The organism is Cellulomonas fimi (genome assembly GCF_028527925.1).
Classification (GTDB): Bacteria; Actinomycetota; Actinomycetes; order Actinomycetales; family Cellulomonadaceae; genus Cellulomonas; species Cellulomonas fimi_C.
In genome coordinates this window covers 63447-77576 of the sequence record NZ_JAPESW010000003.1, presented here as the reverse complement: position 1 = coordinate 77576, position 14130 = coordinate 63447, and the positions used below count along the sequence as shown (strand labels likewise).

The 14130-nt window shown below is 73.8% G+C and carries 13 protein-coding genes; 11 read left to right on the top strand and 2 right to left on the bottom strand.

Translation table 11 applies throughout. The annotated features are described in order from the left end of the window. Nucleotides 1-18: 18 nt before the first annotated feature. The 5 genes from OMK64_RS02335 to OMK64_RS02315 all read left to right on the top strand — a co-directional run bounded on the left by OMK64_RS02335 (nucleotide 19) and on the right by OMK64_RS02315 (nucleotide 5374). Entirely contained in the window at nucleotides 19-1173 is a 1155-nt protein-coding gene (locus OMK64_RS02335) for an ABC transporter ATP-binding protein (RefSeq protein WP_272726360.1), read from the top strand. Beyond that, nucleotides 1170-2150 carry an ABC transporter permease gene (locus OMK64_RS02330; RefSeq protein ID WP_272726359.1) on the top strand — a complete coding sequence of 327 codons (981 nt, stop codon included), beginning with the start codon at nucleotides 1170-1172 and terminating at the stop codon, nucleotides 2148-2150. Before OMK64_RS02335 ends, OMK64_RS02330 begins: the two co-directional genes overlap by 4 nt. Before the next feature lies 1 nt (nucleotide 2151). Further along, nucleotides 2152-3147 carry an ABC transporter permease gene (locus OMK64_RS02325; RefSeq protein ID WP_272726358.1) on the top strand — a complete coding sequence of 332 codons (996 nt, stop codon included), beginning with the start codon at nucleotides 2152-2154 and terminating at the stop codon, nucleotides 3145-3147. Then, nucleotides 3144-4232, top strand: a complete 1089-nt coding sequence (locus OMK64_RS02320) for an ABC transporter ATP-binding protein (RefSeq protein ID WP_272726357.1) — start codon at nucleotides 3144-3146, stop codon at nucleotides 4230-4232. Before OMK64_RS02325 ends, OMK64_RS02320 begins: the two co-directional genes overlap by 4 nt. 341 nt (nucleotides 4233-4573) lie before the next feature. Then, the gene (locus OMK64_RS02315) at nucleotides 4574-5374 is read left to right on the top strand and encodes a HEAT repeat domain-containing protein (RefSeq protein ID WP_272726356.1); all 801 of its coding nucleotides are present in this window, start codon (nucleotides 4574-4576) and stop codon (nucleotides 5372-5374) included. A gap of 41 nt (nucleotides 5375-5415) precedes the next feature. On the opposite strand, the gene OMK64_RS02310 is transcribed toward OMK64_RS02315, so the two are convergent. Together OMK64_RS02310 and OMK64_RS02305 are read right to left on the bottom strand one after the other, a co-directional pair. Next, nucleotides 5416-6723, bottom strand: a complete 1308-nt coding sequence (locus OMK64_RS02310) for an RNA polymerase sigma factor (RefSeq protein WP_272726355.1) — start codon at nucleotides 6721-6723, stop codon at nucleotides 5416-5418. Continuing rightward, complete coding sequence (locus tag OMK64_RS02305; protein WP_272726488.1) at nucleotides 6720-7076, bottom strand: YciI family protein; 357 nt, start codon at nucleotides 7074-7076, stop codon at nucleotides 6720-6722. The genes OMK64_RS02310 and OMK64_RS02305 overlap by 4 nt, the downstream gene beginning before the upstream one ends. 161 nt (nucleotides 7077-7237) lie before the next feature. Here OMK64_RS02305 and OMK64_RS02300 point away from each other — a divergent pair, with 161 nt between their 5' ends. From OMK64_RS02300 to OMK64_RS02275, 6 genes are all read left to right on the top strand, one after another. Next, nucleotides 7238-7903 carry a dihydrofolate reductase family protein gene (locus OMK64_RS02300; RefSeq protein ID WP_272726354.1) on the top strand — a complete coding sequence of 222 codons (666 nt, stop codon included), beginning with the start codon at nucleotides 7238-7240 and terminating at the stop codon, nucleotides 7901-7903. Between the two features lie 60 nt (nucleotides 7904-7963). Next, entirely contained in the window at nucleotides 7964-8731 is a 768-nt protein-coding gene (locus tag OMK64_RS02295) for a hypothetical protein (protein WP_272726353.1), read from the top strand. 131 nt (nucleotides 8732-8862) lie between these two features. After that, nucleotides 8863-9183, top strand: a complete 321-nt coding sequence (locus OMK64_RS02290) for a hypothetical protein (RefSeq protein WP_272726352.1) — start codon at nucleotides 8863-8865, stop codon at nucleotides 9181-9183. An 88-nt stretch (nucleotides 9184-9271) separates the two neighbouring features. Beyond that, complete coding sequence (locus OMK64_RS20480) at nucleotides 9272-10222, top strand: phosphatase PAP2 family protein (RefSeq protein WP_272726351.1); 951 nt, start codon at nucleotides 9272-9274, stop codon at nucleotides 10220-10222. A 79-nt stretch (nucleotides 10223-10301) separates the two neighbouring features. Then, nucleotides 10302-13052 (top strand): type I DNA topoisomerase, encoded by a 2751-nt coding sequence (gene topA / locus OMK64_RS02280; protein ID WP_272726350.1) that lies wholly within the window; start codon nucleotides 10302-10304, stop codon nucleotides 13050-13052. A gap of 65 nt (nucleotides 13053-13117) precedes the next feature. Beyond that, nucleotides 13118-14122 carry a Gfo/Idh/MocA family protein gene (locus OMK64_RS02275; protein ID WP_272726349.1) on the top strand — a complete coding sequence of 335 codons (1005 nt, stop codon included), beginning with the start codon at nucleotides 13118-13120 and terminating at the stop codon, nucleotides 14120-14122. Nucleotides 14123-14130: the final 8 nt, after the last annotated feature.

Below are 14130 nucleotides of genomic sequence, written 5' to 3'. Positions count from 1 at the left end.
GCCGACAGGTGAGCGCTGATGACCCTCCCGCTGTCGCCGGACACCCGTCCGGCGGACCCAGCCGCCCCCGACACCCCCGTCCTGCAGGCCGTCGACCTGCGCAAGCACTTCGTGACCGGCTCGTTCCGGCGCCGCGCGCTCGTGCACGCGGTCGACGACGTGAACCTCGCGCTGCACCGCGGCCGTGTCGTCGCGCTCGTCGGTGAGTCGGGCTCGGGCAAGTCGACGATCGCGCGCCTGCTGTCGCAGCTCACGCCCGCGACGAGCGGGCAGATCCTGCTGCACGGCCAGGACGCGACGGCGCGCAACCGCCGGGCGTTCCGCCGCTACGTGCGGCGCGTCCAGATGATCTTCCAGGACCCGTTCGGGTCGCTGAACCCCGTGCACACGGTGCGCTACACGCTGACCCGCAGCGTCCGGATCCACCAGGGCCGGCTGCGCGGCGCGGACCTCGAGGACGCGCTGACGACGCTGCTCGAGCGCGTGCAGCTCACGCCCGTCGAGCGGTACGTCGACAAGTTCCCGCACGAGCTGTCCGGCGGGCAGCGGCAGCGCGTCGCGATCGCCCGCGCGCTCGCCGCGGATCCCGAGGTGCTGCTGGCCGATGAGCCGATCTCGATGCTCGACGTGTCGATCCGCCTCGGCATCCTCAACCTGCTGCGCGACCTGCGCGACCGGCTGCAGATCGCGATCCTCTACATCACGCACGACATCGCGTCGGCCCGGTACTTCGCCGACCGGACGATGGTCATGTACGCCGGGCGCATCGTCGAGACCGGCGACTCCGAGTCGGTGACGCAGGACCCGAAGCACCCGTACACGCAGCTGCTCGTGCGGTCCGCGCCCGACCCCGACGACCTCGACGCGCGCGCCCGCGGTGCCCGCGGCGAGGCGCCCTCGCTGGTCCGGCCGCCGTCCGGGTGCCGGTTCAACCCGCGCTGCCCGTTCGCCGTCGACCTGTGCCGTGCCGAGGTCCCGCCGCTGCTCGCCGTCGGCGAGGAGCGCGAGGCCGCGTGCTGGGGCTACTCCGACAGGCCCGACCGGCCGCGGCTCGGCGACGTGCTCGACGCGTACGGGGAGCGGCCGACGATCGACGTCGACCTGCTGCACGCGTCGGACGACGAGGCGGCCGTCGAGACCATCACCGTCGAGACCAAGGAGGGCGAGCGGTGAGGTTCTTCGTCCGCCGCGGCATCTTCTACGTCGTCACCGCCTGGGCCGCGGTGACCATCAACTTCATCATCCCGCGGCTCATGCCCGGCGACCCGGTCAAGGCGATCATGGCCAAGAGCCAGGGCCGCCTGGACTCCTCGGCGGAGGCCGCGATCCGCACGCTCTTCGGCCTCGACGAGCAGAAGTCGATCTGGCAGCAGTACCTCGACTACTGGAACCTGCTGCTGCACGGGAACCTCGGCGTCTCGTTCACGTACTACCCGACGCCCGTCGCGGAGATGATCCGGCAGACGCTGCCCTGGACGGTCGGTCTCGTGGGCGTCGCGACGGTCATCGCGTTCGTCGTCGGGACGCTGCTCGGCACGGGCATCGGCTGGCGGCGCGGCACGTGGGCCGACTCGCTGCTGCCGATCTCGACGTTCTTCTCCGCCGTCCCGTACTTCTGGCTCGGGCTCGTCGTCATCGCGATCTTCTCGGTGAACCTCGGCTGGTTCCCGTCGTCGGGCGCCTACGACCGGTCGATGGTGCCCGCGTTCACCCCCGAGTTCATCGGGTCCGTCCTCTACTACGGGACGCTGCCCGCCCTGACGATCGTCGTCTCGTCGATCGCCGGCTGGATCCTCGGCATGCGCAACATGATGGTGACGGTCTCGTCGGAGGACTACGTGACGGTCGCGCAGGCCAAGGGCCTGTCGGAGCGGGCCGTCGTCTTCGGGTACGCCGCGCGGAACGCGATCCTGCCGCAGATCTCGTCGTTCGCCCTGTCCCTCGGCTTCATCGTCGGCGGGACGCTCATCATGGAGATGGTCTTCTCCTACCCGGGCATCGGCTTCCTGCTCTACAACGCGACGACCAACCACGACTACACGCTCATGCAGGGCTGCTTCCTCGTGATCACCCTGTCCGTGCTGGTCGCGAACATCGTCGCGGACTTCGTCTACGCCGCGCTCGACCCGCGCACCCGGCAGGAGGGCTGACATGGCCGTCGAGACATCCGTCCTCACCGACACCGAGGACGTCGCGACCGACGCGACGGCACCCGTCGCGGGCAAGCGCAAGCTCCTGTTCCTGCGCAACGGCAAGGCGATCACCGGCCTCGCGATCCTCGGGTTCTTCGCGGTGCTCGCCGTCGTCGGGGAGTGGATCGCGCCCTACGACCCGAGCGCCGTGAGCCCGGACATCCTGCAGCCGCCGTCGGGTGCGCACTGGTTCGGCACGACGCACCTCGGGCAGGACATCCTGTCGCAGGTGCTCGTCGGGACCCGCGGCGTCCTCGTCGTCGGGCTCGTCGCGGGCGTGCTCGCGACGGTGATCGGCGTCTTGATCGGCGTCACCGCCGGGTTCGTCGGGGGAGCGGGCGACGAGACGCTGTCCGCGCTGTCGAACATCTTCCTGGTCATCCCGCAGCTGCCCCTCATCATCCTCATCGCGGGCCAGCTCCCGTCGGCGGGCGGGCTCACCGTCGCCGCGGTCATCGCGGTCACCGGCTGGGCGTGGGGCGCGCGCGTCCTGCGCGCCCAGACGCTGTCCCTGCGCAAGCGCGACTTCGTCGAGGCGGCCCGCGCCAACGGCGAGCGGACCTGGCGCATCGTGCTCGCGGAGATCCTGCCGAACCTCACCGCGATCATCGCCGCCGGGTTCGTCGGCACCGTGACCTTCGCCGTCCTGTCCCAGATCACGCTCGCGTTCATCGGCGTCACGTCGGTGTCCGAGTGGAACTGGGGGACCATCCTGTTCTGGGCGCAGGGCAACCTCGCGCTCCAGCGCGGCGCGTGGTGGTGGTTCGTGCCCGCGGGTCTGTGCATCGCCCTGCTCGGGATGGCCCTCACGCTCATCAACTTCGGCATCGACGAGTTCGTCAACCCGCGCCTGCGCTCGACGGGCCTGCACGCCCGCACGCTGCGCAAGCGCGGCATCCGCCCGCGCATCGGCTTCACGCCGGTCGTGCACGAGGCCAAGGAGGATCGGTCGTGAGCGCCGTCCCCGTCGCCCCCGGTCGGCTCACCGCCGACCCGGTGCTCGAGATCCGCAACCTGTCCGTCGACTACGGCTACGACGAGAACCCGGTCCACGTCCTGCGCCAGGCGTCCCTGACGCTGAACCGCGGCGAGGTCCTCGGGCTCGCGGGCGAGTCGGGCTGCGGCAAGTCGACCCTCGCGTACGCCGCGACCCGGCTGCTCCCGCCGCCCGGCCTCATCACCGGTGGGCAGGTGCTCTTCCACGGCCGCGACGGCTCGACCGCGGACATCCTGTCGATGTCCGACGCGGAGCTGCGCGCGTCCCGCTGGCAGGACCTCGCGATCGTCTTCCAGGGCGCGATGAACTCGCTCAACCCGGTGTTCCGGGTGGGCCGGCAGATCGCCGACGCCATCCGCGCGCACCGGCCTTCCGTGTCGCAGAAGGAGGCACTGGAGCGCGCGGCCGACCTGCTCGACATGGTCGGCATCTCGCCCGACCGGCTGCGCGCCTACCCGCACCAGCTGTCCGGCGGCATGCGGCAGCGCGTCATGATCGCGATGGCGCTCGCCCTGGACCCGCAGGTCCTCATCATGGACGAGCCCACGACGGCGCTCGACGTCGTCATGCAGCGGCAGATCGTCGAGCAGATCGCCGAGCTCCGCGACCGCCTCGGGTTCTCCGTCATCTTCATCACGCACGACGTGTCGCTGCTCATCGAGATCGCCGACCGGATCGCGATCATGTACGCGGGCGAGATCGTCGAGGACGCCACCGCGCAGGACGTCTACCGCCGCCCCCGCCACCCGTACTCCAACGGGCTGCTGCACTCGTTCCCGCCGCTGCGCGGCCCGCGACGCGAGCTCGGCGGCATCCCCGGCTCCCCGCCGGACCTCGCGCGGCTGCCCTCCGGCTGCCCGTTCCGCGCCCGCTGCCCGTTCGTCTTCGACGCGTGCGCGCACGTCCAGCCCGAGCTCGTCGCCCCCGACGTCCCCGGCGACGACCCGCGCCGGTCCGTCGCGTGCCTCCGCCACGACCCCGACCGCGTCGCGGCGGCCGGCTTCACGCCCGTCCCCGTCCCCCCGGAGCTCGCCCTGCGCTGAGCCGCCACCCGCCCGACCACGCGTCGGGCCCGACCCGCGACCGTGCCGATCCACGCCGGTCGCCCCGATCCACCGCTCCGTCCCGGGAGCACTGTGGGCGGTCGCGTCCCTCCGGTCGCGACACCCCGGGACGGAGCGGTGCTCCTCGCACGCTCGGCTCGTCGCTCCCCACGCCGAGCACACCATCGCGCGCGCACGAGACGGCTCGGACGCGCGTGACGTTGTGCTCGGCGACCGGGCGCCGTCAGGGACCGACGTCGTGGGTCCCGGGACTGGGCGCGGCGCGGCGCCCTACGCTCGGCGCAGTCGCGGGCGGTCCGCGGGGTCGAGACGGGACGGTCATGGACGACAGCGACCAGGCGGAGCACGAGCCGGCGACCGACGTCCGTCTGCTCCGCACCCTCGCCGCCGACCCCGACGTCGAGGTCCGACGTCGGCTCGCGTCGGACCTGTGCGAGCACGCCGCGTGGGACCGCCCCACCGGCGACCTCGTCGGGATCGCCATCGCCCTGACGTCGGACCCGGACCCGCGCGTCCGCGACTGGGCGTGCTTCTCGCTCGGCACGCAGTGGCGCGAGGACGTCGACTCGGCCGAGGTCCGCGACGCGCTCTCGGCGCGGCTCGACGACCCGGACGACGAGACCCGCTGCGAGGCGCTGCTGGGGCTCGCCCACCGGTCGGACCCGCGCGCGCTGCCGCACGTCCGCGCGGCACTGTCCCGACCCGACGGCGCCGTCTGGCAGCTCGAGCTCGCCGCCGCGGCCGCCCTGGCCGACCCGAGCCTGCACGCGCTCGTGCTCCGGCACCAGGCCGGCTGGTCGACGGACGCGGCGGCCACGGCCGACGCCGCCCGGCGGGCGACCGACCCCGACGGTGTCGGGGACGACGTCCTGGACGGTGTCGCGGACCTGTGTCGACGCCGAGCGCACGGGCGTCCGGACGGCGACGCGCTCGCGGCGTGGAGCGTCCTGTCGGGCGTGCTCGACGCCGCGCCGCGCCTCGCCGTGCCGGTCCTGGACGCCGTGCTCGACCGGCTCGCGGACGATCCGGCCGCACGTGACGAGCTCCTGCACCGGTCGGCGCTCGGCCAGCAGGCGGTCGACGCACGCCGGCGTCGCGACGGCACCTCGCCGCACGCCTGACGACCCACCGGATCGCCTGACGACCCCGTCACCGCGACCGTTCAGAGGCCTGTACCGGGCTCCATGACGGGGTCGGGAGGGGTGAGCGGTGCCGTGAGACGGGACGCGCGGGCGTCGAGGTAGCGGCGTTCCGGGAGGCTCGTCGTGAGGCGGGCGGCGCGGTGGTAGGCCTCGACGGCCGCGGTCAGGTCACCCGCCTGCTCGAGGAGGTGCGCGCGGACCGCCCAGAGGCGGTGGTGGTCGGCGGTACGCGGGTCGTCGTCGAGGAGGCGGAGCAGGTCGAGCCCTGCCCGCGGGCCCGACACCATCGCGACCGCGACGGCGCGGTTGAGCGTCACCATCGGGCCGGGCGCGACGTGGTCGAGCAGGCGGTAGAGCGCGGCGACCTGCGGCCAGTCGGTGTCGGCGGCGGTCGGGGCCTCGGCGTGCACCGCGGCGATCGCGGCCTGGAGCAGGTAGGGGCCGGCGGGGTGCACGGCGAGCGCGGCCGACACCAGCGCGACGCCCTCGTCGATCTGACCCCGGTCCCAGCGCGCCCGGTCCTGCTCCGCGAGAGGCACGAGGAGACCGTCCGGTCCCGTCCGGGCAGCGCGGTGCGCGTCGGTGAGCAGCATGAGCGCGAGCAGGCCGGTGGTCTCGCCGTCGTCGGGCAGCAGCGCGTGCAGCAGGCGCGCCAGCCGGATCGCCTCGGACGTCAGGTCGATGCGCACGAGGTCCGACCCGCCCGACGCGGTGTACCCCTCGGTGAAGACGAGGTACAGCACCTCGCGGACGGCCGACACCCGCGCGGGCCGCGAGGCCGCCGACGGCAACGTGAACGGCTCGCCGCGGACGGTCCGCTTGGCGCGGCTGATCCGCTGCGCCATGGTCGCCTCGGGGACGAGGTGTGCGGCGGCGATCTCCGCGGTCGTCAGCCCGCCGACGGCGCGCAGGGTCAGCGCGACCTGGGACGCGGGCGTGAGCGCCGGGTGGCAGCACAGGAACAGCAGCGTGAGCGTGTCGTCGTGCGACGGCGGCTCCTCGTCGGCACCCGGTGCCGTGCGCCGCGCCGCCGGGTCCAGGGCGACGGCCGCCTCCCGGACCCGGCGTGCGGAGTCGGACCGCCACGCGTCGGTGAGCCGTCGTCGGGCGACCGTGGTGAGCCACGCCCGCGGGTCGGCGGGCACGCCCTCGACCGGCCACTGCGTCGCGGCGGCGAGCAGCGCCTCCTGCACGGCGTCCTCGCACGCGTCGAACTGCCCGTACCGTCGGACGAGCGCCGCGAGCACCTGCGGCCCCACCGCGCGCAGCACGTCCTCGACCGAGGCGGACGAGGTCGCCCCGGACTCCGGTGCAGGAGGCGCCGTCACATCTCCTCGCCCGACCCCACCATGACGGCCCGCAGCTCGATCGCCCCGCCGAACCGGGTGTCCGGCCAGCGCGCGGCGATCTCCTCGGCCCGCTCGTGCGTCTCGACGTCGATCGCGAGGTAGCCGGCGAACTGCTCCTTGCTCTCGACGAACGGCCCGTCGGTGAGCGTCGTGCGACCGTCGACGAGCCGCGTGGTGCGCGCGGCGGACGGGTCGGCCAGCGCCTCGCCGCCGACGAGCTCCCCGCGCTCGGTGAGCTCGTCCATGATCGAGCCGACCTCGGCGAACAGCGCGGTGCGCTCCGCCTCCGAGAGCTCGTCGGTGAAGCCGGGCCGGTTCCAGATGAGCAGCATGTACTTCACGGGTCTGTCCTTCCGTCGGTCGACCGCCCGGGCGGGTGGTCCGTGCTCTGGTCGGAGCCGACCGGCGCTTCTCGACGTCGTCGTCGTGTCGAGATCGACGGTCCCGCTCCGACCACCCGACGACAGCATCCCGACACGACCAGGAGGACGCCATGACCCGGACGGGCAGGCTGCGCGTGCACACGATGTCGATGAGCCTCGACGGCTTCGTCGCGGGCCCCGACCAGTCCCTCGACGAGCCGCTCGGCGTGGGCGCGATGCACCTGCTGCACGGCTGGATGTTCGGCACGCGGCGGTTCCGCGACCTCGACGAGGCGGAGGGTCGCGAGCCCGCCGACGCCCTCGACGACGAGGCGGTCGACGCGGGCTTCGAGGGGATCGGCGCGTGGATCCTGGGCCGCAACATGTTCGGGCCGATCCGCGGTGACTGGGGAGACGGCTCGTGGCGCGGCTGGTGGGGCGAGGACCCGCCGTACCACTGCGACGTCTTCGTCCTCACGCATCACCCGCGCCCACCCCTGGAGATGGCGGGCGGCACGACGTTCCACTTCGTGACGGACGGGATCCACGCCGCCCTCGACCGGGCTCGGGAGGCCGCGGGCGGGCGGGACGTGCGGCTCGGCGGGGGAGCGGCGACCGTCCGGCAGTACCTGGCCGCGCACCTCGTCGACGACCTGCGGTTCGCCGTGGTGCCCGTGCTGCTGGGTCGCGGCGAGCGGCTGTTCGAGGACCTCGCCGACCTGCCCGCGGCGTACCGCGTCGCGTCGGTGCGGCAGTCGTCGACGGTCGTGCACGTGCACGTCGAGAGAGCCGTCTGACCGGCCACGACGCGCAGGGGCCCGCTCAAGTCGTCGGGGCGGCCGACCGATGCCGCTGGCATGCCCACCCCCGTCCTCGCCGGCCTCCGTGCGGCCGGCACGCTCGCCGACGACCCGACCGGCGCGCTGGTGGACCTGCTGGTCGTCCTCACCGTGATCGCGGGCGTCGGCGTCGTGCTGCACGTCGCCCGCGTGCTGTGGTGGCGTGAGCGCACGCTGCGCCGCCTCGTGCGCGACTTCCCCGAGCAGGCCGACGACCTGCGCCGCGCGTTCCGGTCGGCGCCGCTGTTCGGGCCGTCGACGCCCGCGCCCGCTGACCCGTACGCGCGGACCCACGACGTGACCGTCGCCCCGCTCGGCGACGGCCGTCCCGGCTGGTCGCTGCGCGCGCCGGGCCCGGCGGCCGGTGGCGGCGACATCGGCCCGGACGGCTCGCGGCAGGACGCGCGCGTCGTCCTGGCCGACGGCGTGCACCTGCTCGTCGTGTGCCTGGGGCGGGTCGGGTCGCGCTGGCGGGAGCACGAGGTGCTGCCCGCGCCGGCGCGCGCCGAGCGCTTCGCCACGCAGCCGCCCGACGGCTGGCGTGCGCTCGGGCCGGTCGACCGCGTCGACTCGCCGCTCGGCGCGGGGTGGCGGGTCACGGCGAGCGCGGGCGGTCCGTCGGTGCTGACCGACACGCACGTCGACCGGGACGGCTGGGCGTTCGTCGTCGGGGTGCTGTCGTCGTCGTGGCACGCGCGCGCTGTCGAGGCAGCCGACAGGATCCTCGCGACGTGGGTGTGGCACGACGACGCCCCGGCTCCGCCCGCACGCACCACGCCCGCCTGACGCGCCCGTCACGCTCGCGCCGCGGACGTCCCAGCCGACCCGTGGCGCGCACCCAGCCCGGTCACAGGTCCCGGCGGTCGGATGGTGCCGACGCAGTCCCGACCGCAGTCCCCGTGGCACCGGAGGGCACCATGACCAGCACCGACGAGCAGACGACCTGGCTGACGGCGAACGTGCGACCCGCGGGGTCGTTCGGGCGCAGCGACGTGGGGCGTCTGCGCGCGCTGCTCGACGCGCTGTCCGCGTGCGCGTCCCTCGTCGTGCTGGACCTGCAGGCGATGTCGCTGCGCAGCGGCCGCGCTGCGGAGGCGATCGACGACGCGGCGGCCGCGCTCGAGCGCCGGGGCGGCTGCCTGCTGTGCATCAACGCGGACGACGAGTCCCGCCGCCGGCTCGGCGGGTGCCGGCACGCGGTCGTGGTCGCGCCGGGGGAGCCGGTCCCGGCCACCTGACGCACGTCGTGTGCAGGTCGTGTGACGAGCGCCCTCACGACGCGGCGGCGGCCGAACGGCACGCCGTGACGTGACCTACCGTGTGGTGGTGAGCAGCGCCCCCGTGACCCGACCGACCCCCGTGGTCCCGTCGCGCGCGCCCGACGGACGCGCCGGCGTCGTGGCGCTCTGCCTCGCGGTGGCGGCGGCGAGCGTCGTGGGCGTGTGGGCGCTGTGGAAGGTCTTCGTGACGACGACGTCGGGCCAGGTCGTCGAGCTCGCGGCGCTGCGCGGCGCGGAGTACGGGCAGACCCAGCTGTGGCGCGTCGCGGAGCGCGTGCTCGACGTCGTGTCGGTCGGCTTCATCGCGGCCGTGATCCTCGGCGCCATGACGATCGCGGTGCTCCGGCGCCGCTGGGAGCTCGCGGTGCAGGTCGCGGTCCTCATGATCGGCGCGAACGTCACGACGCGGCTCCTCAAGTTCTTCGTCTTCTACCGGCCGGAGCTCGGCGTCGCGGAGAGCTACGGCAACACGCTGCCGAGCGGTCACACGACCGCGGCCGCGTCGGTGTCGGTCGCGCTGCTGCTCGTCGTCCCGCCCCGGGTGCGGCCGTGGGCGGCGGTCGCGGGCGCGGGGTACACGACGCTCACCGGGGTCTCGACGCTCATCGGCCAGTGGCACCGCCCGTCGGACGTCGTCGCGGGCGTGCTCGTGGTGCTCGCCTGGGGGGCGGTGGCGTGCGCGATGGTGGCGCTGACGCCGGCGCGCGCCGCGACCTCGACGGGCGCGCTGCGCCGGGTCGACGCCGGGGCCGGCACGGGGCGCGGGTCGTTGCGCGTGGCCGTGACCAGCCTGCTCGTCGGCGGGGCGGTCGCGGGTGCGGTGGCCGTCTGGTCGTTGTCGCACACGTGGCGCCAGGTCGACGCGGTACCCTCGCGCGCCGACGAGGTCCTGGCCTACGCCGGCGGTGCGACGGGGGCGCTGGCCGCCGCGTGCGTGGCGTTCGCGCTGCTGCTGGTGCTGCGGCAGGCCGCGGCGTCGCGGTTGCCGGAGAGTTGACGGCACGTCGTAGAGTCCCCAGCGGTGAGGTGCACGCGGGCCGGAAGGGCTCGCGCACTCGGTAGGAAGGCCTGACGGAATGGGTGCAGGGCGCAAGCTCGTGATCGTGGAGTCGCCGGCGAAGGCGCGCACGATCGCCGGGTACCTCGGCGAGGGGTACGACGTCGAGGCGAGCGTCGGGCACATCCGCGACCTCCCGCAGCCGTCCGAGCTGCCGGCCGACATGAAGAAGGGTCCGTTCGGCAAGTTCGCGGTCGACGTCGACAACGGCTTCGTCCCCTACTACGTGGTCGACCCGGACAAGCGGAAGAAGGTCAGCGAGCTCAAGAAGCTGCTGAAGGACTCCGACGAGCTCTACCTCGCGACCGACGAGGACCGCGAGGGCGAGGCCATCGCGTGGCACCTGCTGCAGGAGCTCAAGCCCAAGGTCCCGGTGAAGCGGATGGTCTTCCACGAGATCACGCGTGAGGCGATCCAGCGGGCGCTGTCGTCGACGCGTGACCTCGACGACCGGCTCGTCGACGCGCAGGAGACCCGCCGCATCCTCGACCGTCTGTACGGCTACGAGGTCAGCCCGGTGCTGTGGCGCAAGGTCCGCCAGGGCCTGTCCGCGGGTCGCGTGCAGTCCGTCGCGACGCGTCTGGTGGTCGAGCGTGAGCGCGAGCGCATGGCGTTCGTCGCCGCCGACTACTGGGACGTGACCGGCACGTTCGCCGTCGAGGACGCGACCCAGCCGGAGTTCTCCGCGCGCCTGACGGGCGTCGGCGGGCGTCGCGTCGCGTCGGGCCGTGACTTCGACGACCGCGGCCGTCTGCGCGGCGGGGACGTCGTGCACCTCGACGAGGCCGCCGCGCACGCGCTCGTCGCGGGCCTGGACGACGCGTCGTGGTCGGTCGCGAGCCTCGAGACCAAGCCGTACACGCGTCGCCCCGCCGCGCCGTTCACGACGTCGACCCTCCAGCAGGAGGCGTCGCGCAAGCTCCGCATGTCGTCCCGGCAGACGATGCGCACCGCGCAGACGCTGTACGAGAACGGCTACATCACCTACATGCGGACCGACTCGCCCGCGCTGTCGTCGCAGGCGATCGACGCGGCCCGCCGCCAGGCGTCCGAGCTGTACGGCCCGGAGTACGTGCCGGACGCTGCGCGCGTCTACACGTCGAAGGCGAAGGGCGCGCAGGAGGCGCACGAGGCGATCCGTCCCGCGGGCGACCACTTCCGCACTCCGGCCCAGGTCGCGCGTGAGATCACCGGTGACCAGTTCCGGCTGTACGAGCTGATCTGGAAGCGGACCGTCGCCTCCCAGATGGCGGACGCGCGCGGGCAGACGGCGTCCGTCCGGATCGCGGCGACCGCGACCCCGACCGCGGGGACGTCGGTGGGCGACGCGCCGGTCGAGACCGTGTTCTCCGCGTCGGGCACCGTCATCACCTTCCGCGGCTTCCTCGCCGCGTACGAGGAGGGTCGCGACGTCTCCCGGTACGAGGACGACGCGGCCGAGGGCGCCTCGGGCGAGAAGGGCGAGTCGCGCCTGCCGACGATGGCCGAGGGCGACCCGCTGACGGGACGCGACCTCACGGCCGACGGGCACCGCACGTCGCCGCCGCCGCGCTACACCGAGGCGTCGCTGGTCAAGGCCCTCGAGGAGCGGGGGATCGGTCGCCCGTCGACGTACGCGGCGACGATCTCGGTCATCCTCGACCGCGGCTACGTGACGTCCCGCGGGCAGGCGCTCGTGCCGTCGTGGCTCGCGTTCGCCGTGACGCGGCTGCTGGAGGAGAACTTCGACCGGCTCGTCGACTACGACTTCACGGCGTCGATGGAGGAGGACCTGGACCTCATCGCGTCGGGGGAGAAGGAGCGCAGCGACTGGCTCGCGCAGTTCTACTTCGGCGACCCGGCGCTCCCCGGCGAGGGCGAGGGCCTGCGCGACCTGGTCGCGAACCTCGGCGAGATCGACGCGCGCGAGGTGAACTCGATCGAGATCGGCGACGGGCTCACGCTGCGCGTCGGCCGGTACGGCCCGTACCTCGAGGACGCCACCGTGCTGGGCGAGGACGGCAACCCGCGCCGCGCGTCGGTGCCCGACGACCTGGCACCCGACGAGCTCACGGTCGAGAAGGCGCGCGAGCTCATGGAGACGCAGCCCGAGGGCGACCTGGTGCTCGGCGAGGACCCGTCGACGGGCACGACGATCGTCGCGAAGAACGGCCGCTACGGCCCGTACGTGACCGAGCTGCTGCCCGAGCCCGAGCTCGACCCGTCGCTGTCGGCCGCCGCGCGCAAGAAGGCCCTGGCCGCAGCGCCCAAGCCGCGCACCGCGTCGCTGTTCAAGTCGATGTCGCTCCACACGGTCACGCTCGACGACGCGCTCAAGCTCCTGTCGCTGCCGCGCGTCGTGGGCGTCGACCCGGAGTCGGGCGCCGAGATCACCGCGCAGAACGGCCGCTACGGGCCGTACCTCAAGAAGGGCACGGACTCGCGGACGCTCGCCTCGGAGGAGGCGCTGTTCACGACCACGCTCGAGGAGGCGCTCGCGATCTACGCGCAGCCCAAGCGCGGCCGTGGCGCGACCGCGGCGCCGCCGCTGCGCGAGCTCGGTGACGACCCGACGTCGGGCAAGCCGATCGTCGTCAAGGACGGCCGGTTCGGTGCGTACGTGACCGACGGCGAGACGAACCGCACGCTCCCGCGCGACGTCACGCCCGAGTCGATCACGCCCGAGCAGGCCGTCGAGCTGCTCGCCGAGAAGCGCGCGCAGGGCCCGGCGAAGAAGAAGACGCCGGCCCGCCGCACGACGACCCGCGCGAAGGCCGCGACCAAGAAGTAGCCGCGTGCGCGGTGGACGGGCTGCCGACCAGGACCCGTCCACCTCCCCGCGCTAGGTTGTCGGGCATGGCTCGCACCGAGGACCCCCGTACCGCACCGCCGATCCGCTGGGGCATCCTCGGCGCCGGCGGCATCGCCGCCGCGTTCGCCGACGCCGTCCGGGAGCACACGCGCGCGCAGCTCGTCGCCGTCGGCTCGCGCCACCGCGACCGCGCCGAGCGGTTCGCCACCGCGCACGGCATCCCGACGACGCACGTCGGCTACCGGCAGCTCGTCGAGGACCCGCAGGTCGACGCGATCTACGTCGCGACCCCGCACTCCGAGCACCGTGAGCACGCGCTCCTCGCGATCCGCGCCGGCAAGCACGTGCTCGTCGAGAAGTCGTTCACGCGCAACGTCGGTGAGGCGCAGGAGATCTTCGCCGCCGCACGCGAGGCGGGCGTCTTCGTCATGGAGGCGATGTGGACGCGGTTCCTGCCGCACGTCGCCGCGCTGCACCAGGTCATCGACGCGGGCGAGATCGGCGAGATCGTCAACCTGTCCGCCGACCACGGGCAGGCGTTCGCGTTCGACCCGGCGAGCCGTCTGTTCGCGCCCGAGCTCGCGGGCGGCGCGCTCCTGGACCTCGGCGTCTACCCGGTGTCGTTCGCGCACGACTTCCTCGGCGTCCCCGACGCCGTGCACGCGGTGGGTGCGCTGACCGAGACGGGCGTCGACGGGCAGGTCTCGATCGTCCTGTCCTACGGCGAGCGCGCGCAGGCCACGCTCTCGACGACGCTGTGGTCGCGCACGCCGACCGTCGCGCTCATCAGCGGCACCGAGGGCAACATCCAGGTCGCGGGCTCCTTCTACCGGCCGACGTCGTTCCGGGTGCAGCGCACCGACGGGCGCGTGTGGTCCTTCGACCAGCCCGGCAGCAAGGGTCTGCAGTTCGAGGCCGCCGAGGTCGCGCGACGCGTCGCGGCCGGCGAGGTCGAGAGTCCGCGCCTGACGTGGGACGACACGCTCGCCGTCATGGCGACGATGGACGAGGTCCGGCGGCAGATCGGGGTCACCTACCCCGGCGAGTGAGGGGGCCG